Source organism: Olivibacter jilunii (assembly GCF_900607235.1).
In the GTDB taxonomy this organism is placed as follows: domain Bacteria; phylum Bacteroidota; class Bacteroidia; order Sphingobacteriales; family Sphingobacteriaceae; genus Olivibacter; species Olivibacter oleidegradans.
On sequence record NZ_LR027848.1, the window covers coordinates 781,751 to 806,598 of the forward strand.

17 protein-coding genes are annotated in these 24,848 nt (G+C 41.7%); 5 read left to right on the top strand and 12 right to left on the bottom strand.

Translation table 11 applies throughout. From position 1 onward, the window contains the following. Positions 1–8: 8 nt before the first annotated feature. Both E0E36_RS03320 and E0E36_RS03325 read right to left on the bottom strand, forming a co-directional pair. On the bottom strand, positions 9–2,180 hold the full coding sequence (locus tag E0E36_RS03320) for a xanthine dehydrogenase family protein molybdopterin-binding subunit (RefSeq protein ID WP_130854719.1): 2,172 nt from the start codon (positions 2,178–2,180) through the stop codon (positions 9–11). Continuing rightward, complete coding sequence (locus E0E36_RS03325) at positions 2,177–2,650, bottom strand: (2Fe-2S)-binding protein (protein WP_013664485.1); 474 nt, start codon at positions 2,648–2,650, stop codon at positions 2,177–2,179. The genes E0E36_RS03320 and E0E36_RS03325 overlap by 4 nt, the downstream gene beginning before the upstream one ends. Before the next feature lie 138 nt (positions 2,651–2,788). Here E0E36_RS03325 and E0E36_RS03330 point away from each other — a divergent pair, with 138 nt between their 5' ends. From E0E36_RS03330 to E0E36_RS03345, 4 genes are all read left to right on the top strand, one after another. Further along, positions 2,789–3,832: a Gfo/Idh/MocA family oxidoreductase gene (locus E0E36_RS03330; RefSeq protein ID WP_130854720.1), complete on the top strand. Its 1,044-nt coding sequence runs from the start codon at positions 2,789–2,791 to the stop codon at positions 3,830–3,832. Positions 3,833–4,006: 174 nt separating this feature from the next. Next, entirely contained in the window at positions 4,007–5,104 is a 1,098-nt protein-coding gene (locus tag E0E36_RS03335) for a vWA domain-containing protein (RefSeq protein ID WP_013664483.1), read from the top strand. A gap of 187 nt (positions 5,105–5,291) precedes the next feature. Next, positions 5,292–6,788: a sigma 54-interacting transcriptional regulator gene (locus E0E36_RS03340; RefSeq protein ID WP_013664482.1), complete on the top strand. Its 1,497-nt coding sequence runs from the start codon at positions 5,292–5,294 to the stop codon at positions 6,786–6,788. Between the two features lie 180 nt (positions 6,789–6,968). Continuing rightward, on the top strand, positions 6,969–9,359 hold the full coding sequence (locus tag E0E36_RS03345; RefSeq protein ID WP_242627115.1) for a TonB-dependent receptor: 2,391 nt from the start codon (positions 6,969–6,971) through the stop codon (positions 9,357–9,359). A gap of 39 nt (positions 9,360–9,398) precedes the next feature. On the opposite strand, the gene E0E36_RS03350 is transcribed toward E0E36_RS03345, so the two are convergent. The 9 genes from E0E36_RS03350 to E0E36_RS03390 form a co-directional block, all read right to left on the bottom strand. Next, complete coding sequence (locus tag E0E36_RS03350; RefSeq protein ID WP_013664480.1) at positions 9,399–10,412, bottom strand: cytochrome d ubiquinol oxidase subunit II; 1,014 nt, start codon at positions 10,410–10,412, stop codon at positions 9,399–9,401. A 105-nt stretch (positions 10,413–10,517) separates the two neighbouring features. Then, a complete protein-coding gene (locus E0E36_RS03355) occupies positions 10,518–11,825 on the bottom strand; it encodes a cytochrome ubiquinol oxidase subunit I (RefSeq protein WP_130854722.1) in 1,308 nt (435 codons plus the stop codon). A 149-nt stretch (positions 11,826–11,974) separates the two neighbouring features. Continuing rightward, positions 11,975–12,976, bottom strand: a complete 1,002-nt coding sequence (locus E0E36_RS03360) for a histidine phosphatase family protein (protein ID WP_130854723.1) — start codon at positions 12,974–12,976, stop codon at positions 11,975–11,977. Between the two features lie 255 nt (positions 12,977–13,231). Beyond that, positions 13,232–14,215 (bottom strand): DUF4097 family beta strand repeat-containing protein, encoded by a 984-nt coding sequence (locus tag E0E36_RS03365; RefSeq protein ID WP_130854724.1) that lies wholly within the window; start codon positions 14,213–14,215, stop codon positions 13,232–13,234. Between the two features lie 130 nt (positions 14,216–14,345). After that, complete coding sequence (locus E0E36_RS03370; protein ID WP_130854725.1) at positions 14,346–16,790, bottom strand: ABC transporter permease; 2,445 nt, start codon at positions 16,788–16,790, stop codon at positions 14,346–14,348. A 4-nt stretch (positions 16,791–16,794) separates the two neighbouring features. Next, complete coding sequence (locus E0E36_RS03375; protein WP_130854726.1) at positions 16,795–17,037, bottom strand: hypothetical protein; 243 nt, start codon at positions 17,035–17,037, stop codon at positions 16,795–16,797. Between the two features lie 14 nt (positions 17,038–17,051). Further along, a complete protein-coding gene (locus E0E36_RS03380; RefSeq protein WP_130854727.1) occupies positions 17,052–19,436 on the bottom strand; it encodes an ABC transporter permease in 2,385 nt (794 codons plus the stop codon). A gap of 377 nt (positions 19,437–19,813) precedes the next feature. Then, entirely contained in the window at positions 19,814–22,165 is a 2,352-nt protein-coding gene (locus E0E36_RS03385; RefSeq protein WP_130854728.1) for an ABC transporter permease, read from the bottom strand. An 80-nt stretch (positions 22,166–22,245) separates the two neighbouring features. After that, positions 22,246–22,920, bottom strand: a complete 675-nt coding sequence (locus E0E36_RS03390; RefSeq protein WP_013664472.1) for an ABC transporter ATP-binding protein — start codon at positions 22,918–22,920, stop codon at positions 22,246–22,248. A gap of 133 nt (positions 22,921–23,053) precedes the next feature. On the opposite strand from E0E36_RS03390, the gene E0E36_RS03395 reads away from it, so the two are divergent. Next, entirely contained in the window at positions 23,054–23,401 is a 348-nt protein-coding gene (locus tag E0E36_RS03395; protein WP_130854729.1) for a four helix bundle protein, read from the top strand. Between the two features lie 34 nt (positions 23,402–23,435). On the opposite strand, the gene E0E36_RS03400 is transcribed toward E0E36_RS03395, so the two are convergent. Further along, a complete protein-coding gene (locus tag E0E36_RS03400; protein ID WP_013664470.1) occupies positions 23,436–24,686 on the bottom strand; it encodes an efflux RND transporter periplasmic adaptor subunit in 1,251 nt (416 codons plus the stop codon). Positions 24,687–24,848 lie beyond the last annotated feature (162 nt).

Below are 24,848 nucleotides of genomic sequence, written 5' to 3' on the forward strand. Positions count from 1 at the left end.
GGGGGTGGTTACCACTGCAATTTATTGGCCCTTAAAGGCAGATTTCTTAGGCGCTGGCCAGTTGCTGCAAACAAAGCATTGGCTATGGCCGCTGCGGTAGGGCCTTGTGCGGCTTCGCCGGCACCCATTGGTTTTTCTTCCGGTCTATCAATAACAATTACCTCAGTTTCAGGAACGTCAGAGAAGCGCATAATGGGATAGCTTTCCCATGTATCACTTTGTATACCATCCGCTGAATACTTCACCTCCTCGAATAGTGTCCAGCTTGCCGACTGTATCATACCGCCCTCAGTTTGATTTTTTAGCCCGTCAGTATTGATCGTTTGACCGGCGTCAATGGCACCGGTTAATTTAGTGAGCTTAAAAGTTTTACGACTGCGATCTACTGCAACCTCAGCAATCACTGCAAAATAGGCCGCGTGATTTTTATACTGGGCAAATGCTAGCCCAAAACCGTAGTCTTTTCGTTCCTTTCGCTGCGACCAATTGACTTTATTGCATACTGCTTTTATCACGGCAATGGCTCGTGCGTCGTTCAAGTGTTTTAAACGGAAGCTTGCAGGATCTTGTTTACCGCGCGATGCCAGCTCGTCTATAAAAGACTCCAACGCAAAGATGTTGGCATAGGCACCGAGACTTCGCAGTGCGGACGTTCTTAACGGACCTTGGAAGGCATAAGCTGTCACTTTTAGACTATCCGTGTTGTAAAGCGGGATCGCATTTCGATAAGCCCCACCGGATACGCCGTTTTTTTCAGCTTGTTTCTTTGGATGGATGTACTGTGCTGCAAGTAGCAATGAAGCTTGTCCCCCAGGGCGGACGCTGTGGGTATCTGACCATAATTGGGTTTCAAGATAGCTTATTTTTCCCTCATGGAGACTTCCATTTAGCTGGATTCGCATAGCTGATCCGTACGGTTCCCAGCAATGTTCATCTTCGCGCATCCATTGTAGACGGATAGTGCTCTCCGGTAATGCTTGCGAAATTAAGACAGCGTCAGCCGCTACATCATCAGCGCCGTTATGACCATAGCAACCGGATCCGGGGACACCAATGACATGAATGGATTCTTCAGGTAAGTCCACCAGGTCCGATAGACTCTTCCTAAGTGGGTAAACGCCTTGGCTGTGTGTCCATACTGTTAATCCCTTTGAACTCCACCTAGCTAGTGCACACGATGGGCCGATGGATCCATGCATATGATATGGACGGGTATAAGTGGCTTCGATGGTTGTTAAATTAGGTTTATTTGTGTCTCCCTTTGCTTCCACCACTTTCACTTCTTTGCTCCGATGTACCATATCTTCAAACAGGATCTGTTGAGAAGGTAAAACGCCTGTTTTCCATTTACTGAAGGATCGAAGGTATTCCCATGCCCGAATGGCGTGATACTCTTCTTGAGCCACTACTGCCAGAAAATCGCCGTTCCTGATAATTTTTCTTATTCCATCCATTTTTGCAACCTCCTTTTCCGGGAAAGATAGAAGCTTGGCATCATAAGAAGGGGGGCGAACTACCCGAGCATGCAGCATATCGGGAAAACGGAGGTCCTGTATATAGTAAGAAGTTCCGGTTACCATGGTACGTATATCTTCTCGTGGCACGCTTTTTCCGATAAGTCGATAATCTTTTGGATTTTTAAGGGGTGCGTTACCCGAAATCGTTCCTTGGATTGCCTTCCCTTTCAGCAATTCCCAATAGCTAATCGATTTGTCGGGTTGCGATGGATCAAGAACGAGCCCATCGTTAACAATCAATGAAGTAAACGGGCTACGAAGCTTTTCCGCGGCCATTCTAATCAATCGATAACGTGCTTCTGCCGCCGCTTGGCGTATGCTCATTCCACTATTTTCTATAGAAGCGCTTCCGGCAGTATATCGTTCATCTGGTGTGCGTTTCGTGTCAGCTATAATGATGTGAATGCGGCTAAGGTCGACATCCAATTCTTCTGCAGCTATTTGTTTCAGCGCAATGCGGATTCCCTGGCCAAGCTCCATTTTTCCGGTCAACAAGGTTACTTTTCCTTCGTCGGATAATTTTAACCAAGCATCAATGTTGTTGCTATCTATCGCTCGGGCAATTTTAGCCCCTCCTTTGCTAGGTGTACAGCAAAGAAAGGGTAAAAGATGAAAACCAATAATCAGCTGGCCGGTGGTCGATATAAACTCTTTTCTGTTCATAGCGATGCTTTTACTGTAAGCGAGGCACGACGAATCGCCCGCATAATCCGATTATGACTACCACATCGGCATAATACTCGTTGTAAGGCTATTCGGATTTCCTCATCCGTGGGATTGGAATTCTTCTGTAACAAAGCTTTGGAGGCTATAATCATCCCGTTAAGGCAATAGCCGCATTGGGCCGCCTGCTCCTTAATAAACGCTTCCTGAATCGTATCGAGCTGTTCGCCTTGGCTAATACCTTCCAAGGTAGTTATAGAACTATCCGCTAGGGAGTGGCAGGGTCGTTTGCAGGAGGGCATGGCTATGCCATCTATCAGTACCATGCAGGAGCCGCATCGCTCAACGCCACAACCGTATTTCGGTCCGTTTAATTGTAAATTGTTTCGAAGCACATAAAGTAAGGGAGTTTCAGGGCCGACCCGTAATGAATAGTTTTTTCCATTTACTTTTAGGTTAATCGTATCCATGGTTCGTTTATTGAAAAAAGGAGAACAATTTCATCTATTCTTCACTTTAAGATAACTGATTCCTAATAAATTTGTTTCAAAGAACCGAAAGTTCGGAAAAATAGACTAGGTTTGAAATAAAACCAATAGAATTTATCGATGCATACCATTAAAACTGCTTTATTATCTTACGGAATGTCAGGGAGCGTCTTCCATGCGCCCTTCATAGATTTACATCCGGGCTTTGAGTTAACAGGCTCGTGGGAACGAAGTAAAAAGCTTATTCAAAAAGACTATCCAACGGTTGCTAGTTATCCGTCGTTTGAATCCATTCTAAACGATGCATCAATCGAACTGGTAATTGTCAATACCCCTACCGGTACACACTACAATTTTACAAAGAAGGTGCTCGAAGCAGGTAAACACGCCGTTGTTGAAAAGGCTTTTACGATTACAGCCGCCGAAGCAATAGAATTAGAAGCGTTAGCTAAGGAGCGTAACCTTAAATTAGCGGTTTTCCAAAACCGGCGATGGGACAGTGATTTTAAAACAGTGAAGAAGATCGTAAAATCAGGTGTTTTAGGCGAAATTGTAGAGGTTACATTTTCTTATGAAGCTTATTTGCCTAAATTAAATACGAAGGCACATTTAGAGGAACCTTCGCCGGCGGCAGGTTTGATAAGAGATCGTGGTCCTCATATGATCGATCAAGCCTTATCCCTTTTTGGCTATCCAAGGGCGCTCTTCGCTGATCTAGCTATAGTGCGAACCAATTCGCAGGTAAATGATTACTTCGAATTAATCTTGTATTATGAAGATAAAAGAGTACGGTTAAAGGGCGGCTTTCTTGCACGGGAAATGGCTCCCTCGTATATTGTACATGGCAAGGAGGGCTCTTTTCTGAAAAGCAGGGCAGATAAACAAGAGGATAGGTTGCTAGCGGGCGAGAAACCCAATACAGATAACTGGTGTGAAGAGCCGGAAAGTGAGTGGGGAATATTGCATGCTGAACGTGATGGTAAGGCATTCAGGGAAAGGGTCCCTTCTGAACGGGGAAACTATCTGGATTTCTTTGAAGGAGTTTACCAGGCTATTGTTAATAATCAAATAGAACCGGTTACCGCGGCAGAGGGTGTTCAAACGATGAAGTTGATTGAAGCGGCTATCGAAAGCGCGGATACCGGCTGTGTAGTGAAGCTGTAAGAGCGCTTTCAGATTTCGGAGATCAGCTATCAGTCTTAACTTAAGTAGGAGCTGATAGCTGAACACTGATTTCTGAAGACCTATAGCTAAAAATGACCTTTAGCTTAGAAATAATCTCCAAGGAAACTTTTATCTTCGGATAAGTGTTCAATATAAGAAAAGGAAGGAGCAGCTATGAGAGGATTTCGCTTTTCGGAATTCGTTCCGACAGATATGCCAAAAGGGGGCTTCGATAGTCTGTTAAAATTGTTTAGTCAATTACTTAATTATACGGCGGGGGATGCGGCGGAAGCGTTAGCATGGATGAATGAGCTGGATAAGCAGTATAATCTGACGACCGATGAATATGGAATGGGAGACTTTATTGAGGACCTTAAAAATAAGGGCTATCTTCAAGAGAATCCGCAAGATGGCTCATTCCAAATTACGGCTAAAACGGAACAAACTATTCGGCAGTCGGCCTTAGAGGAAATCTTCGGGAAATTAAAAAAATCAGGCAAGGGAAACCACGGAAGCAATCGCAGCGGAGTAGGTGAGGAGAAAAATGCTGATCGGAGGGAATACCAATACGGAGATAGCCTTGACCAAATTGACATAACAGCTTCCATCCACAATGCGCAGATTAATCACGGATTGCAAAATTTCACCTTAACGGAGCGTGATTTAGAAGTCGAGGAAAGAGATTATAAGACACTTACCTCCACAGTGCTGATGATTGACATATCGCACAGCATGATTTTGTACGGAGAGGATCGAATTACACCGGCGAAAAAAGTTGCGATGGCTTTAGCAGAGCTGATCCGAACTAAGTACCCAAAGGACACACTCGATATCGTAGTTTTTGGAAACGATGCTTGGCCTATCGCATTGAAAGATTTGCCCTACTTGCAAGTAGGACCTTACCATACGAATACCTATGCGGGCTTGGAATTGGCGACTGATTTGCTGCGAAGACGCAAAACACATAACAAGCAAATCTTCATGATCACAGATGGCAAACCAACTTGCTTGAAGGAGAACGGAAGGTACTATAAAAATAGTATGGGTTTAGACCGCAAGGTTATTAATAAGACACTCACCATGGCGGCACAATGCAAACGGTTAAAGATACCTATCACCACATTTATGATAGCTCGGGATCCCTATTTACAGCAGTTTGTCCGACAATTTACCCAAGTGAATGGCGGGAAAGCCTTCTACAGCTCTTTAACGGGATTAGGTGAATATATTTTCGAGGACTACATTAGGAATAGAAGGCGGACGGTGAGGTAAAATAGCTGTCAGAAATCAGCTATCGGTTTTCAGAAGGAAAATTAAGATTGTTGTCCGTAACGAAGGAATATCAATGACTGATTACCCTGTAATTGATCTAACTCGGGTAAATTAGTAATAAAAGGTTTAGTATGAATTAAATCTGCCGAAAGCTGATTGCCTACGGCTGATAGCTAATAATATAACTATGATCAAAACATTAGGTGAGTTAAAAGCATCTGGATATAAAAGTAAATCCGTTAAAGAAGAATTAAGAGAAAATCTGATCAAACAGTTAAAAAGTAAAGAAGAGGGTTTTGAAGGCGTTTTGGGATATGATGAAACGGTTATACCTGAACTGCAAACCGCTATCCTTTCGCGTCATAATATCCTTTTACTAGGTCTTCGGGGCCAAGCAAAGACAAGAATAGCACGTCTAATGGTTAACCTATTGGATGAATATATACCCTATGTAGAAGGAAGTGAAATATTTGATGATCCCTTGAATCCGATTTCCTGGTTCGCCAAGAGTGAGATAGCGGCGAAAGGCGAAGATACACCAATCGCATGGTTGCATCGGAGCGAGCGTTATACGGAAAAGCTGGCAACGCCGGATGTGACCGTTGCTGATCTGGTAGGTGATATCGATCCCATTAAAGCGGCTACCCTAAAACTTACCTATAATGACGAACGTGTTATCCACTTTGGATTGATACCGAGAGCACATCGAGGTATTTTTGTAATCAATGAATTACCGGATTTGCAGGCAAGGATACAAGTAGCCCTTTTTAATATGCTACAAGAGAAGGATATTCAGATTCGAGGCTTCAAGTTACGGTTACCGTTGGACATCCAGTTTGTGTTTACCGCTAACCCGGAAGATTATACAAATCGTGGGTCCATTGTAACCCCCCTAAAGGATCGGATCGAAAGTCAGATATTAACACATTATCCAAAAACAATTGATGTATCCAGAGCGATTACCTTTCAGGAAGCAAGGCTTTCTCCCCAGCAGAAAAGCTTAATTGAGGTCGACGGCCTACTGAAAAACTTGATTGAGCAAGTGGCTTTTGAGGCGAGAAAAAGCGAGTTTATAGACCAGAAGTCCGGTGTATCTGCACGTCTGACAATCTCGGCCTATGAAAATTTAGTAAGTACCGCCGAGCGCCGAATGCTTATATCCGAAGAAGAAAAAACTTTTGCTAGGATATCTGATCTTATAGGGATCATTCCAGCTATTACAGGGAAGATAGAACTGGTTTATGAAGGCGAATTGGAGGGGCCGATTCATGTTGCGAATAAACTAATCAGTAACGCAATAAAGACATTGTTTGCTCAATACTTCCCCGATCCTGAGAAAATTAAGAAAACAAAGGTTACGAATCCATATCAAGATATTATCGATTGGTTTACGGCGGGCAATAAATTGGATATCAATGATGCTTTATCTACGGAAGAATATGCCATGATTCTAAATCATGTGCCTGGATTGAAAACCGTTGTTCAGGAGTTTCACAAAAAGCTAAGTGACAACCAAAAGTTGCTTCTGATGGAGTTCGTTCTGCACGGATTGGCGGAATATTCTCAATTGAACAAAAACATCATGAACGGAGGGTTTGCCTTTTCAGATATGTTCGGTAGTCTTTTCAATTCGTCATTTGAACAGGATGAAGATGACGAATTGGATGATGAGGATTTTAGGTAATCTCCTAACTCTTCTGATTTAGCTTCGGCAATAGTAAAAATTAAGACTAGACTGATTGCTGATAGCTAAAACTGTCCTACTAATTGCTTATTTAAAATAAGTCTAAAAATGTATTGACAAATTTTGAAACAAATTGTAGGTTTGTGCTCAATTTGTTTAACTAGATTTATTCTAAATAAAGTGAAAAGACTACTATCATTCAACCTAATTGTAGTACTTAGTTTTTGTTTTATGCATTTGGCCCATGCGCAAATTAAAGGAACTGTACGCAATCAATCAAACGAACCGGCGGCGGGTATATCCCTCTGGATTAAAGGTACCCGAATCGGGGGAAAAACAAATAGCGCAGGTGGATATGAAATTCAGGGTGTCAAGGCGGGCGAGCATACGCTCATTTTATCAGCTGTCGGTATTCAAAAACAAGAACGGCTCATTCATTTCGATGGAAACGAACTGATTGAAGATTTTGTAGTGCAGGCAACCAATGAACAACTCCAAGAGGTCGTTATTTCCAGTCAGAAGAAGCAGTATAAGGTGGATACTACTTCAACAAGCTTGCGCTTAAATGAACCATTATTGGAAATCCCTCAAAATATTCAAGTTGTGACCAATAAGGTGTTGGCCGATCAACAAATCGTTAGTATGAGTGACGGGCTGATTCGCAACGTTAGCGGAGCTGTTCGCTTAGAGCATTGGGGTGATTTGTATGCGAACATCAACATGCGTGGTTCGCAGATCCAAGCGTTTAGAAATGGGTTTAATGTTGTCGGTTCTTACTGGGGGCCCCTAACCGAAGACATGAGCTTTGTTGACCATATCGAATTTGTCAAAGGACCCGCCGGGTTTATGCTGGCTAATGGTGATCCAAGCGGATTGTATAATGTTGTCACCAAAAAGCCTACCGGTATTACAAAGGGCGAAGCGAGCTTTACGGTAGGAAGCTTTGACTTATTAAGAGGAACACTCGATTTGGATGGAAAATTAAGTAAGGACGGAAAGCTCTTGTATAGATTGAATGTTATGGGCCAGAATAAGGCCTCGCATCGTCCCTATGAGTATAATGATCGGTATAGTATTGCTCCCGTCATCTCTTATCAAGTAGATGAGCAAACCAAGCTTACCGCTGAATATACCTTGCAGCATGTACGGATGACCGAGGTTGGGTCTTACTATGTGTTCGGGCCGGAGGCGGGCGGCTATGCCACGCTACCGGTAGATTTTACCATGACGAATCCGGGTATTCCACCCACCAATATCGATGACCACAGTTTATTTCTAACCTTGGAACATAAGTTTAATGATCATTGGAGATTAACTGCACAGGGATCGTATTTCTTCTATGATCAGGTTGGCTACAGCTCCTGGCCCTCAAAAGTTAATGCTGATAGAACATTGATAAGAAATGTAGGTATCTGGGACGCCCAAGGTCGTATGGGGCTCGGGCAGGTTTTTGTAAATGGTGATATACAAACGGGTTCCGTCCGGCATCGTATACTTGCCGGTATCGATATGGGAAAAAAGACTTATATTGCTGATTGGGGACAATCACATGATTTAGACCGCGATAGTGCCACTTTGTACTTTGATCCACTTAATCCCTCTTACGGAATTCCGACGAATGGACTACCAAATTTTGATAGAAGCACTGATTTAGAGGCGAGAGCTTTAGCAGCAGGTGGGTTGCAAGGTCAGCGCTATACGGGATTATATTTTCAGGACGAACTGGGTTTTTTTGAGAATAAACTAAGATTGACACTGGCAGGACGTTATACTTATGTACGCCAATATTATGGTGAAAGTGCAGACGAAGCGAAACGCTTTACTCCACGACTAGGACTAAGCTACTCGATTCATCCGAGTGCTTCCGTTTACGCTGTCTATGATCAGGCTTTTGTTCCGCAGAGCGCTTCCGGAACAATTGAAAATGGAGGGAAGTTGAAACCCATAACGGGTAATAATACCGAATTCGGAATCAAGAATGAGTGGTTTGACGGTAATCTAAGCACAACATTATCAGTTTACAGAATTTTGAAAAACAATGAACTCACCACAGGCCCTAATAGCACACCCACCAACCCTACCAGCATTGTTTTAGGACAGAAGAAAGCCCAAGGTTTTGAGTTTGATGCTAGAGGAAGCATTGGTGCAAATCTAAGCGTCGTTGCTAATTATGCGTATACTGATTCGAAGGTCAATAAAGTTACTCCAGGCGTAACAAGTGTGACGGTAGGTCAGGTGATGCCGGGCTTCGCTAAACATGTAATTAACGGGTGGTTAAATTATAAACTGCCGGTGAAAGCGCTAAATGGAGTGGGCGTATCCATGGGCTATACGGGATTGTTAAATCGTGCGACAGATAACTGGGGTGAAGGACAGCTAAGATTACCTGACTACCATAAAGTAGATGGTGGCATTTTTTGGGAAGGGAGGAAAATGCGTATAACGGCTAATGCCTTTAATATCTTCGATAAATACTTATTTAGTGGCTCCTATTATAATTGGTTGAGCAGTTATTACTGGCAAACCGAAGCTCCAAGAAATTATAGGTTAACGGTTACTTATAGCTTCTAAAAAGAGAAGGCCGGCAGATGGTGTTGGCCTTCTCTTTTTTTAATGGGCAATGCCCTTCTTCTTTTCAAAGCTATAAATTAGGTAAAATAGGGCCGGCAAAATAAAAATACTTCCCAGTAGGAGTGCCCAGGCCAACGCTTCTATTGTTTTATTTAAACCGGCATCTTCAACTAGGGATAGCGACGCGCCTCCTTTCAAAAGGATTATCTTTGGAAAGTGAATGTAGGTGGCGGCCAGCAAAATCATGCTTACCTGGAAGCCTGCCAATAAACGGATGAGAATCGCTCGATTTTTACTTAAAGATATCCACAAGAATATTAAGGAAATACTGGCCGCTCCAATCGCCAATGAACCTATCCAATGTCCGAAAATCCAATCCAACAAAGGGATTTGCTCATAATGTGCAGCAATAAAAACAAGCCCTCCTGCCACGAAAGCCGCTACAATCATTTTTTTAGCCACACGAATAAAGTGCTGTCTGTCATCTGAAGAATGCACTTCGCCAATAATGTAAATGGCGGCTAAAAAGCCGCAAATACATACCGTGAAAAGCCCTACCGCTATCCCGAAACTATTTAGCCAGCTATCAACGTAAGCCGACAAAAAATTTGTCGCGCCCACATCTATCTTACGGCTGACGGTGCTTGCGGCAATGATGCCAAGGAAAAAAGGGGTAATAGCACTGGAGTAAACGAAAATGCGATTGTATATGCTTTGCATACGATCTTCAACAGCGTCGTAATTTCGAAAAACAAAGGCTGTCCCCCTCGCGATAATTCCCAGCAACATGGCCGTCAACGGAATATGGACAAAAATGGACATGGTTGTATAAATTTTCGGAAAGCCAACAAACAAAATAACAATGGCTATGATAAGCCACATGTGGTTTGCCTCCCAAATGGGACCGATAACACGATACATGGTATGCCGTGTCTTGCTTTTATGCTCGCGCTTGCTTATTAATTCAATAATACCGGCACCAAAATCTGCCCCGCCTAATAGCAGGTATAACCAAATGGAGGTCCAAAGAAATGCGATGACTATGTATAACATGTTAACGGTTTTCGGCTTTCAGCTACCAGCTGTCAGCTAGGTTCAATCTTTAATACTAATTTTATTCTTTTCTTTAATGAGCCGAGAGCTGATCTCCGATAGCTTCTACACATCATAAACCCACCCAACCATCTTAATTTGCCGGTAAAGTAGAAACGCCACGATGATCGACAAGGAAACATATACGGCTGTAAATAAATAAAAAGAATAAACGATTCCGGGCATGGGCGTAACTGCATCAACAGTTCGCATAATACCATAAATAATCCAGGGCTGCCTCCCAATTTCAGTGACCATCCATCCCGCCTCAATAGCAATAAAACCTAAGGGAATGGCGAGGATGAATAAGTTTAAGAGCCAGGGGCTACGCAGCCATGAGCGCTTCTTAGCCAGGGTGATGAAATAAATGATAGAAAGTGACAGCATCAGCATGCCGAGTCCTACCATTACCTGAAAGGCATAGTGTGTAATAGCTATTGGAGGATGATAATTTTTCGGGATTTGATCTAAACCGGTAACAATTGCTTTGCTATTTCCATGAGCCATCCAACTTAATAAGCCAGGTATCTTCACGGCATATTTTACCTCGTTTGCCTTCTCATCTACGAGACCTCCAATAATTAAGGGTGCTTCTTTTTCTGTTTTGAAATGCGCTTCCATTGCTGCAAGCTTGGCAGGTTGTCTCTTTGCAACATCTTTTGCCGATATATCGCCGCTCAATGGTTGCAATACCGCAGCAACAGTGGCAAAAATAGCCGCAATCCGAAAAGCCTTTTCGTGAAAATTGATGTTCTTTCCTTTTTTGATCATAAACGCGTGAACCCCTGCGACTGCAAAACCGGTTGCTGCGAAGGCCGCTAGGGTCATGTGAAGCGCCTGTGAAAACCAGGCATCATTGAACATAGCATCTATTGGATTAATGTTGGTGTATTTGCCATCTACATATTCAAAGCCCGCCGGACTGTTCATCCACGCATTAGCCGCCACCACGAGTATACCCGAAGCCAAACCACTTACCCCTACAATAACGCCTGTAAACCAGTGAAACCACGGATTGAATTTATCCCATCCATACAAGAAGAATCCTAAAGCGATAGCCTCAATGAAAAAAGCCGTTCCTTCCAGTGAAAAAGGCATTCCAAAAATAGGCCCGGCATGTTCCATAAAGGTTGGCCACAGCAAACCTAGCTCAAAAGAAAGTACCGTACCGGAGACCGCCCCCGTAGCAAAAAAAATCGCGACTCCCTTACTCCACGCCTTCGTGACGTTTTTATATACCTGTTCGCCTGTCCGAAGCCATTTATAATGGGCAATGGCCATAAAGAAGGGCATTACCATACCAATACAGGCAAAGATAATATGAAAGCCAAGGGAGAGGGCCATTTGAGAACGGGCGGCGAGGAAATCGTCCATAACGAGCGGTTATTAAAATGATAAAACGTAAACTCAGGGCTACTGAACTTCCTCAAAGATAGGGCTTATGCCGTTAATAAATGCAGCTTCTTTATGGATAGAAGAGGAATTTTTTATTTAGAATGGATATACATTAACTTTCCACTGGTTTATGGTTTGGATAAGTGTCTCCAATAATTCACCATACCCCAAGAGACAGCGCCTTCATAGGTAAGGGTTTTGTCGGGGGCGATCTTTACGAAATACATGCCGGTCCAGTTGAAAGGAGAGACGTCGGGAAATGTTGGATAACCGCCACTAATGATAATTTCATTAATGGGATGATGGGTGGATAGCAAAGTGATTTCGTTATCTATTGGCGTTCCTTGCAATATTCTAATTAAGCCCTTAAACAGATCTCCTTTATTATGTGAAGGATGATTCAGCAAACTATCTTGTTTGATCGGCAAATTAAGTTCCATCAGTTCCACCGTCTCTATTGCACGATTGAATTCGCTGGCGTAGACCCGACTAATAGGGTAGCCAAGCGCTTTAAGATTGGCCCCTAACTCGCGCGCGCGGATCCGCCCTTCTTCATTCAATTGGCGTGCCAGTGCTTTGTCCTTTGATTTCCACCAGTTAGCCGGACCGGCATCATCATGATTCAAAGAATAATCCACGCCCTGATCGGCATCCGCATGACGTAAAACAAGCGCATATGTCTCGTTACTAACAGGCAATTTTTGTAAGGTTGCCCAACCTTTTAAGTAGGAATTATAAGTGTCAGTAGCTCCTTTTCCATTATAGGTGATTTGGGGCTTATCATGGTTTGTGTCGGTAGCCCCCAATAGATAAAAGCGCGTTTTGTTTTCGGGTTGTTCTTTGGGAGCAATATCAATAGCAACCACCTCTCCCGAGGTTAGGCGTTTTACTAAACCGTTAGCATCCATCTTGACACGACTATCATCGGAGCTAAAGATAGCATCCCTGTTCGTCGTTATTTGGAAGTTGTTTTTGTTTACGAAAAGGAGTTTTCCGTCATATTCAGCGGAAGTAATTTGGATGCCGGGTAATTCATGATCATCGCTTTTTTTACAAGCGCTTAATAAGAGAATGGATAGCCAAAGAATGTTTACGAAATGCCTTTTGCGAAGAGAAAGTAGTATCATCATTTTTATTATCAACGATATATAAGGCTTCACTCCCCAACGAAGGGATGAAACTATCCAGGAGCGATTTAATAATTTGTCTGCTGCTGTTATCTATAAAAATACGACGAAACGCACGATTTATTTGGCACTATACCCGTTAATTGAAGAAAAGATGAACTGATATCACAGAAATGCGCAGGTTTTTGGCTGGATAATGAGGTTATATGCCACAAAATGTATTAAAAATTGTGGCATATATAGTGAAAGGTTAATCTACTAATTTGCTTCAAGGTTTAAATTCCCGACACTTACGTGGACATCCACGTCAGCTCCACCTCCGTTCAATTTCCCTACCACACGATCTTTTTCCTTCGTTCCTGCAAAGTTATTTAAAGAGGGAAGATTAATCTTTCCTGCTGATAAATTCAAGTCTAAGCCTTTATCCATAGGAAGCTGGAGGTTAACACTTCCGGCAGAAACATCGATTTTTAAGTATTTATCTATATTTACCATATTAACCGAAGTACTGCCGGCGCTTGTTGCCAGATCAGCACTACCTGCCATGCGATCAACCCGAATACTGCCGCCAGAGGTTTTTGCCAGTAGTTCGCCACTAATATCATTGGCTCCTATACTTCCACCGCTGGTCCGCGCATCAATTTTTCCTTTTAAATTACTCAATTTGATGGAACCGCCTGATGTATGTAGTAGCAGATTCCCCGTAACATCATCTGCATTAATACTTCCGCCACTGGTTTTTAGGTTTACATTGTTTTTTACATGAGCTACTTTGATACTGCCGCCGGAAGTTGCTCCTTCGATATAACCATTAATGCCATTAAGGGAAAGGCTACCACCACTGGTTTTCAACTTTGCTGATGCTGCTTTAGGCACATAAGCTTTGAACGAAATGGATACCGACTTCTTCCAGTTTTTAAACCCGCTTTTTGGTCTGGCAATTGCGATGAGTTGCCCGTTATTGGAACTAATTTGTAAGTCGTAACTGTCTTTTAGCCGTTGCTCGATTTCTTCTTTGCTTAGGCGATTATTTCCGTTATTACCTTGCACAAATACTTCAAGACGAGCTTCGGAGTCATTTACACCTTCAACCGTTAAACTACCGCCGGAAGTTTGTAGATCTACCGAGCGGATATTTTCACTTCGCAATGATTTCGTTAAATAGGGCGAAGGAGTATCTTGTGCCGATGCCAAAAAATAGCTGCTATAAATGGCAATGAAAAAAAGAGTAAGCTTATTCATGATTTTTTTTCTAAAAGACGCAAATCGAAATTAAATGTTGCATGGCGGTTAGCTGTGAGATTTTTGCTGTCAGCAATCTGTTTTTAATTAAACAGAAAACCGATATCAGATGGCTGCTAGCTTCTAAAAGCTATTCATCCCGCAAACTATTTACCGGATTAGCTGCGGCTGCTTTGAACGTTTGCACACTCAATAATAAAACTGCTAACAAAAGCATTCCCAATCCACTCACTAGAAAAACCCACCAGCCGACAGGCGTTTTATAGGCAAAATTGTCAAGCCACCGATGCGCGGCCCACCAAGCTAAAGGAGAAGCGACAATAAAAGCGATAAGGATGAGTTTGATAAAATCCTTCGCCAATAGGCTAATAAGTTGAACAATAGATGCTCCCAACACTTTGCGAATGCCTACTTCCTTTGTTCGACTGTTTGTGGTATAAAGCACCAAACCTAACAGGCCCAAACAACTAATTAAAATAGTTAAACCTGTTGCCCAGTTTAACAGGGATGCGGTAGCTTGCTCTTTCTCATAAAACTTCTTAATACTGTCTTCCATAAATTCATAATTAAATTCCCCGTCGGGATAGTTCTCCTTAAAAAGTTCTTCCATATCGGAAATTGTTTTCTGCCAGTTCATTTCACCGGAATGGGCGGATCGAAGTTTTACGTGAAAAATATCTCCCCAGCGGTTTTGAAAAATGAGCGGTGCTAATTGTGCGTGCAAATTCTGCGTATGAAAATTCTTCACAATGCCAACAATAGGAACTTCTTTGTCATTGTATTTAAGGAATTGACCTAAAGCTTCTCCCGGTTGCCGAAAACCGATCTCTTTTGCGAATTGTTCATTAACCACAATTTCTGTTAACGAGTCGCTCGCAATCGCATTTCGCCCGGCAATGATTGGAATATTATATAGATCAAGAAAGTCATCGTCACCCCATCTAACATGAACAGTCGGTTTTAACTCTTCTTTCCCGTTGAAATAGCTAACATTGGCAAAGGCTCCGCCCGCTGTAGCTGGTGCAAGAAATCCATTGCTAACAGATGCAATACCCGGAATTGCCTGTAAGCGTTGCTTGAATTGCATGCGGTGGGTGGCGATGGTATCTCTGGGGGTGCGAAAAGTAAGAATGGCTTCTTTGGCAAAACCCATATCTGCATGGAGTACGAAATAAATCTGTTTACTGATAATCAAGGTAGATATAACAAAAAATTGCGCAATAACAAATTGAGAGACGGTTAACCCTTTTCGTAACAGCGCTTGTCTTGACTGCCCCAAGCTGACTAGTTGCTGGTTCTTCAAAACCTGTATCGGATTATAACCGGATAGAACAAAGGCTGGATATAACCCGGCAAGGACGCTAACTAATAAAACAATGAGTAGAACGGAAAACAACATGCTTGGATAACCTAAGAATGAGAAGGTGAGGCCTTCCGGTATAAAGGCAGAAAAGGCCTGTAGTAACAGCGGTATAATGATAATGGAAAGGACGGTAGCAAATGTTGTCAGAAAAAAAGTTTCTCCTAAGAATTGAACGACCAGTTGTTTTTTGTTTCCGCCGATCGATTTCCTAATACCAACTTCCTTGGCGCGTGTTGATGCTTGTGCCGTGCTTAAGTTAACATAATTGATACACCCCAAAAGCAATAAAAAGCCCGCAATGGCGATTAAGCCATACAAAGTGGGTTTATGAGCGATTCGGATATCCATTCCCTGATAGCGCTCATCAAAATGTATGGTAGATAAGGGCTGTAACGCTAAATGAAGTTCGGAAAAAAAATGCTCTTTTTTGGAATGCTTTGCGAGTATCGTGTTTAGTCCTTGCTCTATTTGGGATGGCTGAGCCTGTGGCGATATTTTAACAAGTAAATTTGAGTAACCCATCCAATCGTCCCAAACGTTTAACATGAGGTCGTCTTTCAATGACGTTTTCTCTAATGTGGGTAGTGATATAAACTCCTTACTTCGAAAATCGGTAATTTTTTCTAAATCATCTACAACTCCACTCACACTCACTTCTATATCCCTATACCTTAGGGTACTTCCTGGCACATCCTGCAAATCCTTTTTGGGAAAATAAATCCCGGCCCTACTCTTGGTAAGTACTACTTGAAAAGGTTGTGTCAAGGCAATGGTAGGATTACCGACTAACCACTTATACCCCATTAAGGCTAGATAGTCAGAATTAGTAAAAATAATGCTTTCTTGTTTTTTAAAAGTCTTTTTGTTGACGCTTCCTGCCGGCACTTCAACATCTGCTTTTGCATCACCGGGAAAACTATAAATGGGAATTACTTGCTCAATACCCGTTATTTCTCCTTGAGCTGCCTGAGCCAAAGAGGCGGGTACAGCGGCAGAATGTCCCTCAAAGCCATCTCGTTTTGTGTCTAATACAATTCGATAGATCCGATCTTTATCCAGCTGAAATTGATCGAAACTAAACTCATAATGAACAATCATGGCGATGACTAAGGATGAGCTGATACCTATCGCTAATCCAACGATGTTAACGAGGGAGAAAAATTTGTGTCTCCATAAATTCCGCCAGGTAGAAACAAAATAGTTTTGTAACATAATGTTAGCTTTTAAGGTGTTTCAGCGATTCATCAAATAACCAATAACGAATAACCAATAACGAGTAACCAATAACCAATAACCAATAACCAATAACGAATAACTGATTACCAATAACGAGTAACCAATAACGAATAACCAATAACGAGTAACCAATAACCAATAACCAATAACCAATAACGAATAACTGATTACCAATAACGAGTAACCAATAACGAATAACCAATAACCAATAACTGATTACCAATAACCAACACCAAGTTACTCATTGCGTAATGACTCAACAGGGTTGGTCAATGCTGCGCGTATAGTTTGCGACCCAATAACGATCAAGGCAATACCAATGGCAATGCTTCCCGCCAATATAAAAATCCAGATATTGATGGTGGTTTGATATTCAAAATCATCCAACCATTTATCCATTAAAAACCACATCAATGGAGACGCAACAAGCAAAGCGATTATTACTAATTTCAAGAAATCAAAAGATAACAACTTTACGATGGTTGATATATTGGCCCCTAAAACTTTCCGTATGCCGATTTCCCGATATCGCTGTGTGGTATGATAGGACACCAAACCTAACAAGCCCAAGCAGGAAATAAAAATAGCGAGCATTGCGAAATTGAAAAATAAATTACCGAATCGATTTTCTGAACGATATTGCCTATCAAAAAATTCGTCAGCAAAAAAGTATTCAAAAGGACGATTCGGAATAATCTCCTGCCATTTTTTTTCAATTGACTTCAAGGCCGTGTTTATATGTTGGCCATCTATTTTGAGTGATACCATACCGCCTCCGTTTCCTTGCCCATAACGCATGCTGAGGGGCTCTATTTTCGACTGTAGGGATTTAAAATGGAAATCTTTGATCACTCCGATGATTTTACCTTCGCTTCCCCATTGAGAATATTTTTTACCAATGGCGTCCGCTGGTTTTGCATAACCGAAGAGTTTAACGGCACTTTCATTTAAAATCATAGCTTGCGCAGTATCTGTTCCAAAGTCGGGCGAAAACATGCGGCCGGCCACCAGTTCAATTTTATATAGGGGAAGGTAATTATAGTCTACAAAATAGACCGGGAGGTTTGCGATCTGCATATCGCCTTGCTTGTTCTCAATTTCAGAATAAGCCACCGGGTTCCCACCACCCGGGACCGATCTGGATACAGCGCTAGCTAATACGCCAGGCACGCTGGTTATTGCGTCCTTTAAGATTCTGCTCTTGGCATCTCCGTTTGTTTGCAAAACCAATACTTGTTCTTTATTGAAGCCCAGATTTTGATTTCGCATAAATGCAAGTTGACGGTTTACAATCAAGGTGCCTGCAATCAGCGCAATGGAAACCACAAACTGTACCACAACTAAGGTTTTTCTCAATAGTAAACCTTTTGTGTTAGACGAAAATTTACCTTTTAACACGGTTACGGGTTTAAAAGAGGATAATACAAGCGCTGGATAAATACCTGCAAGTAACCCGATTAAGCAGGCTAACAAAAATAAAACGAGGATGTACACGGGATGGAGAAATATACCTCCACTAATTTCCTTGCCCGCAAGAAAATTAAAATAGGGAATCAAGACCAGACAGAGTAAAATGGAAATTATAAAAGCTAATAAACAGATTAATACGGATTCACTGATAAATTGCCGGGTAACCTGTATGCGATAGGCACCAACCACTTTTCTGATTCCTACTTCTTTGGCTCTTTCAACCGCTCTGGCTGTGGAAAGGTTAATAAAATTAATGCAGGCAATAAGTAGGATGAATAGCGCTACAATAGCAAAAACATAAACATTGTTGATATTGCCGTTTTCAAAACCACCTCGTTTTGAATAAAGATAAACGTCTTTAAGAGGCTCTAAAAAGAGGGTGTAATGCATCTTGGACTGATCCATTTCCTTACCGACACGGTTAGTTAAAAAAGCGGGAAATTTAGCGGTTAATAAGGAAGGATCAGTATTCGGTTTAAGAAGTAAATAAGAAGTGAAACCAAAATTACCCCATTGCTCATCAAATTTAAAATTAGCCATTTTAATCAGGGTGACCATAGAAACAAACACGTCTCCTTTAAACTGCGAATTTTCAGGAATATCTTTCATCACACCTGTAACTTTGCTGTTGAAACCTTCATCGGTCAGTAGCAAACTTTTACCGATTGGATTTTCCTTTCCAAAATATTTTTTGGCTGCCGATTCGGATAGAACCACGCTAAAAGGCTCTTTTAATGCCGTTTCCGGGCTTCCTGCTAGTAGCGGAAAATCAAATAGTTGGAAAAGGGAGGAGTCAGCAAAGAATACGGCGCTTTCCTGATATTTGATATTATCTTTGCGTATTAACAAACTATTGGGCAGTAAACGCACGTAGTTTTCGATCTCCGGAAGATCTTTAGCGGCATACATTGCCATGGGGCCTGACGTGATATTCGCATTGATGGTTTCTGTGGGTGTCTTGACATCGCACACCAAGCGATAAATGCAATCAGCTTTTTCATGATACCGGTCGTAACTTCGTTCGAAATTGACGTAAAGCGCAATAAGAAAGCAGGCCGTCATCCCAACTGCCAAGCCACAAATGTTGATAATGGAAAAAGCTTTGGTTTTCCAGATATTCCGCCAGGCGATTTTTAAATAGTTTTTTATCATGATTTTTAGCGTTTAGCTGCCAGCTATCAGGCATAAGCCGTTAGCGCTATAAGCAGTGATCGAATCTATTTTGTCGTTACTTAGAGTTACTGCTCAATTAAAATGACAGCGCTTAAACTAACGGATAGCCCCACTATGTTAATAACAGCATAGCTTTTGTTGTTAAACAAATTTCTAAATACAGTTTTAAGATAATTCTTAAGCATAGCTCATTAGCTTTTAGGTGTTAGTATTCAGCCCCTTGATCTCGATCTTATCTGTCAAAGGGCCAAAACTTTGTTGTCAGCGTTGTTAATTGACTTATAACGTATAACTGCTGCCTACCGCAAGCAGATAAAACGTATAACTTCAGGAAAACAGCTAAAAGCCGCAACTCATTACTCCGTTCGAATTGCCTTTATCGGATTGTTTTTTGCCGCTTTTAACGATTGTCCGCAAACGGTAAGTCCAGCGATGGCAAAAGCTATAAGTCCTGCGGCAATGAAAACCCAACCTTGAATCTCCGTACGATACACATAATTCTCTAACCATTTACTCATCATCCACCAAGCGATTGGAAACGACAGGATGAACGATATGCCGACCAGCTTCATGAAATCTTTTGATATCAATAAAATTATGTTGCTTACGCTGGCTCCTAAAGTTTTACGGATACCGATTTCCTTAAACTTGGTTTCGGCTGTATAGGTTACCAAGCCAAATAAACCTAGACAAGAAAGTAGAATCGCAATGCCCGCAAAGATGTTGAATAGCCTGCCTGCGCGCATATCGCTTTTATACATATTGTCAAAAGCCTCATCCATGAATTGGTAGTTGAAATCATAATCGGCATTGTATTTCTTCCATAAAGTTTCTATCGCTGCAATCGCCTGTTGTGCTTGTTGTGGCTTTATCTTAACATACATCGCTTGCCAACCCCAGTTCTCGTTCATAAAAATGAGACAGGGCTCAATGGCAGTTCGCATATTTTTGAAATGAAAATCTTTGACAACCCCTGCAATAATGCCAGGCTTGTCATGGAAACTAATGGTTTTTCCCACAGGATTTTCTATGTTCATCTGGGCGATCGCCTGTTCGTTTAAGATGTAATAACCGCTATCTGCAGGTGTTCCCGAGAAGCCTTTTCCTTCAACCAACCTCATGTTCAATACCTGTAGGAAATTTCGATCGGCGGAGATCTGATTGATCATAAAATTGCCCATATTATCGGGTTTCCCTTCCCATACAATGTCCCCGGTAGCGCTTGCGAGATCAATAACGCCTTGGCTTGATACCGTTACGCCTAAAATGCTTGGATTGTTTTCCAACTCGCTCCGAACAGCAGCGTAATGCTTTCCGAAATTATAGGCACCGAAGGTTAAAATATTCTCTTTGTCATACCCTAAGTTTTTATTCTGTATAAAGGAAAGCTGTTTTGCAATAACAATCGTAGAAACAATGAGGACAACGGAGCAGGTGAATTGCAATACAACTAATACTTTGCGGAAAGAGCCACTGCTACCCAATCGAGGCAAAAGGCCCTTAAGTCCTAAAGCAGGATTAAATCGTGATAGTGTTATTGCGGGATAGATTCCGGCCATTAGTAATACTAATATCAAGGCAGCACCAAATAATGCCCAAACGCGGCTATCAAATAAGCTAAAGCTCATTTCCTTTCCCGACAACTGGTTGTAGATAGGCATGGCTAAAAAGCTGAACAACCAGGAAAGGAGCATGGAGATTAGAAAAACAACCAGTGATTCGGTTAAGAACTGTAAAAACAGATGCGTACGATTGGCGCCTACTACTTTCCTTACACTTACTTCTTTGCTTCGCCTAGCAGACCTTGCTGTAACAAGGTTTACATAATTGATACAGGCAATTAATAAAATTACGAGGGCAATTAAGGTAAATATTTTAACTTGGCGCATGCCTTGTTCGTCTCCTTTGGGATCATAAAGATGAATTTTATGTAAGGGCTGCATTAAATAGACAAGGTCTTTAAAGAAATCGCTCGACTGGTTTTTTTTATGAAGAGCGGCTAGTTGTAGCCCAACTTCTTTTGCGTTTACTTCGGATTTTAGAAGAAAATAGGTGTCGTAGCCAAAATTTCCCCAATCGGCGTTGATTGGATTGCTCTCGCGACCTTCATTTAATTGATCAAATGGAATGAAAAAATCATTACGTATGCTCGAATTTTTCGGTATATCCTCAATAACACCCGAAACCCGAAAGCTGATACCCTCAAGCGCTTTTACCACTTTGCCAACAGCTTCTTCTTTGCCGAAAATTTTTTCGGCTAGCGACTTGCTTAGGACAATAGAATGTTTATCGGGAAAAGGTTGTTTTTCGTTTCCTGCAATCAATGGAAAGTCAAATATGGAAAAGAAGCTGGGATCGACATAGTAGACGCTTTCTTTGAATTTCTTACCTTTGTAATCCACTAAGGTTTCCTGCCAAGTATTGATTCTACAGGCGTCTTCTACGGCGGGCAATTCATTTTTTCCGAAAACAGCCAAAGGAGCAGAGGTACTCCATATTTTCGTCATTTCCTTGTCAATGGCGCCCGATGCCCTGAAAATTCGGTCACCTTTGCTGTGCATCTGATCGAAACTTAGCTCATCCCAAACCCATAATAAAAGTAATACAGAAGCCGCTAGACTTACCGATAGGCCAATAATATTAATGGCCGCATAAAGCTTGCTTTTCGCCAAGCTTCTGAAAGCGCTTTTAAAGTAATTCTTTAGCATAGCTATTCCTTTTAATCAGATTTCAGCCCGTCAACTTTAATTTAGCCCTAATTGCTAGGGTCTAAAGCCGAAACCCTACTTTACGCCACCGTAGTCATCACAACTTGCCCGTCCAGCATTCGGATAATGCGATCGCTATAACGCGCATCATGTTCGCTGTGGGTAACCATTACAATGGTAGTCCCTTGTTCGTTTAATTCAGTAAGCAGCTGCATTACCTCATTACCGTTATTTGAATCCAGGTTACCTGTCGGCTCATCCGCGAGGATAAGCTTAGGATTATTAACCACCGCTCGGGCAACGGCAACCCGTTGCTGTTGACCGCCGGAAAGTTGCTGTGGAAAGTGGTTTCTACGGTGCATAATCTGTACCTTCTCAAGCACCTCTTCCACTCGTTTTTTGCGTTCGGCGGCCGGCACTTTCGTATAAATCAGCGGGAGCTCTACGTTTTCAAATACAGTTAGCTCGTCAATCAAGTTGAAACTTTGGAAAACGAAACCAATATTGTGTTTACGCAAGTCTGAACGTTTCCGCTCGTTAAAGTGGGCCACCTCTATATCATTGAATTTATAACTGCCTTCGTCTAGATCATCTAAAAGGCCTATAATATTCAACAATGTGGATTTACCACATCCTGAAGGACCCATCACTGCTACAAACTCACCCTTTTGTACTTCTATACTTAGGTTGTTGAGCGCTACCGTTTCCACTTCCTCAGTACGGTAGAATTTTTGAAGTTCAGTTATTTTGATCATGGTCATTTAGCTATAAGCAATCGGAAATCAGCTTTCAGTTTCCTTTTTTGTGTTAGAATTTTTAAACCACACCAACTGCCTTTTATTTATTATTTTTATATTTAAACCTCTGTTTTTAATCTGAATTTCTTTTATGCGCGACTTTACCACGCTAGATTTTTGGCTTCGTAGTCATAAGTTGACGTTAAAAATTTATCATCTGACCAATCGCTTTCCTAAAGAAGAGCTCTTTGGTCTAACTTCTCAAATGAGAAGATCCGCATTATCGATTCCTTCCAATATTGCTGAAGGCTGCGGGCGAAATTCAAATAATGAATTAAAACGTTTCCTCACAATAGCAAGCGGTTCCGTTTCCGAGTTACAATATCAACTCATTTTATGTAAAGAACTAAAACTTTTAGATACAAATACCTCTGTAGAACTAAATAATGAAATCATCATCATCAGAAAATTAATCCACAGTTATGTTTCGAAATTATAACATAAGCCGATAGCCGACAGCTGAAAACCGATAGCTATTTTACCACCAACTCCTGCACCTTATCATACGTTTCGTAACTGGAAGTTACCACCTTTTCGCCGGGTTTCAAACCTTGAATCACTTCATAATAATCTGGGTTCTGTCTTCCTAATTGCACATCAGCGCGGTAAGCTGTTTTGCCGTCCGAGCTCAACTTAAATACCCAGTTTCCGCCTGTTTGTTGATAAAATCCGCCTTTTGGTAACAACACTGCTTTTGTTTCATCACTTAAAGCTAAACGTATTTGCAACGTTTGTCCACGTCTGATGCCTTTTGGCGTTTCACCATCAAATTCCATATCCACTTGAAATCTGCCGTTAGCGACCTGTGTATAGACCTTTTTAACACGTAACTTATAGGTTTTACCCGACAAGGTGAATTCACCATCTAAATCTGGATAAATACGTGAAATATAATGCTCATCAATATCAGCTTTTACCTTAAAGCCACTCAGCACATCTAATTGGCCAAATCGATCGCCCGGATTCTTCTTTTGTCCAATTTCTGCATCAAAAGCTGTTAATTGGCCATCTATCGGCGCCCTAACAATCAAATCGCCTACTTTACGACGCATTAAGTCAAGCGCACTGCGTGTCCGTTCATAGGTTTCACGGCTTTCTCTTAATGATTGCTGCGTCCGGATAGAGTCCGTGTGCAGGTTTTCTCTACTCAATTTCATGCGTTCAACCTGATACGTATATTCGTTACGCGCTTTTTCAAACTCTTGTCGACCAATTGCTTTTTGGTCGTATAAATGTTTCTTTAGATTAAATTCTCGGGTTGCTTCCTTAAAGCCGTTTTCTACCTCTGCCATTTGGTTGCGCGTAGCGATAGACGCTTGTTGCGCGTTTGTTTGAGATATCTGCGATTGCGTTAGCAAGTTTAATACCTGTGTTTCCTGGTTGACCAAGCTCAATTCCAAATCCGTGTTCGATAAACGCATAATGGGATCGCCTTTTTTCATGATGGCACCGTCTTCGACAAATTTCTCCTCTACGCGTCCCCCTTCGGATGCATCTAGATAAATAGTACTGATTGGCATGACCATACCGTTTACGGGGATAAACTCGCGGAACGGACCTTCGGATACTTCTGATATAGTTATTCTTTCTGCGTCAACATTTAATTTTGATTTTCCCGAGGTAAAATAATAGCTAGAGAAAATCAAGGCACCAATGCCCACAATCCCTGCAACGGTAGCTATCCGCTTATTATTCCATTTCTTTTTTGGTAGTGCTCTGTCCATTTTTATTCTTTATGCGGCAAGAAAATATCCTTTTTGCTCGTTTAACAACTATACAAGCTTGTGCCATAAAAATAGGCTGCTAATAATCAGCTTTTTACGTGTTTTTTCGGTTTTGGTACTGTCCGATATCGTACACTTTATGTGCGCTTGCGTACAGCATAT

Coding starts and splice junctions, on each gene's coding strand:
- E0E36_RS03355 (WP_130854722.1), bottom strand. CDS start 11,825: ATGGACGATTTCCTCGCCGCCCGTTCTCAAATGGCCCTCTCCCTTGGC.
- E0E36_RS03360 (WP_130854723.1), bottom strand. CDS start 12,976: ATGATGATACTACTTTCTCTTCGCAAAAGGCATTTCGTAAACATTCTT.
- E0E36_RS03380 (WP_130854727.1), bottom strand. CDS start 19,436: ATGATAAAAAACTATTTAAAAATCGCCTGGCGGAATATCTGGAAAACC.
- E0E36_RS03340 (WP_013664482.1), top strand. CDS start 5,292: ATGATCAAAACATTAGGTGAGTTAAAAGCATCTGGATATAAAAGTAAA.
- E0E36_RS03335 (WP_013664483.1), top strand. CDS start 4,007: ATGAGAGGATTTCGCTTTTCGGAATTCGTTCCGACAGATATGCCAAAA.
- E0E36_RS03395 (WP_130854729.1), top strand. CDS start 23,054: ATGCGCGACTTTACCACGCTAGATTTTTGGCTTCGTAGTCATAAGTTG.
- E0E36_RS03400 (WP_013664470.1), bottom strand. CDS start 24,686: ATGGACAGAGCACTACCAAAAAAGAAATGGAATAATAAGCGGATAGCT.
- E0E36_RS03370 (WP_130854725.1), bottom strand. CDS start 16,790: ATGTTACAAAACTATTTTGTTTCTACCTGGCGGAATTTATGGAGACAC.
- E0E36_RS03325 (WP_013664485.1), bottom strand. CDS start 2,650: ATGGATACGATTAACCTAAAAGTAAATGGAAAAAACTATTCATTACGG.
- E0E36_RS03330 (WP_130854720.1), top strand. CDS start 2,789: ATGCATACCATTAAAACTGCTTTATTATCTTACGGAATGTCAGGGAGC.
- E0E36_RS03320 (WP_130854719.1), bottom strand. CDS start 2,180: ATGAACAGAAAAGAGTTTATATCGACCACCGGCCAGCTGATTATTGGT.
- E0E36_RS03365 (WP_130854724.1), bottom strand. CDS start 14,215: ATGAATAAGCTTACTCTTTTTTTCATTGCCATTTATAGCAGCTATTTT.
- E0E36_RS03390 (WP_013664472.1), bottom strand. CDS start 22,920: ATGATCAAAATAACTGAACTTCAAAAATTCTACCGTACTGAGGAAGTG.
- E0E36_RS03350 (WP_013664480.1), bottom strand. CDS start 10,412: ATGTTATACATAGTCATCGCATTTCTTTGGACCTCCATTTGGTTATAC.
- E0E36_RS03385 (WP_130854728.1), bottom strand. CDS start 22,165: ATGCTAAAGAATTACTTTAAAAGCGCTTTCAGAAGCTTGGCGAAAAGC.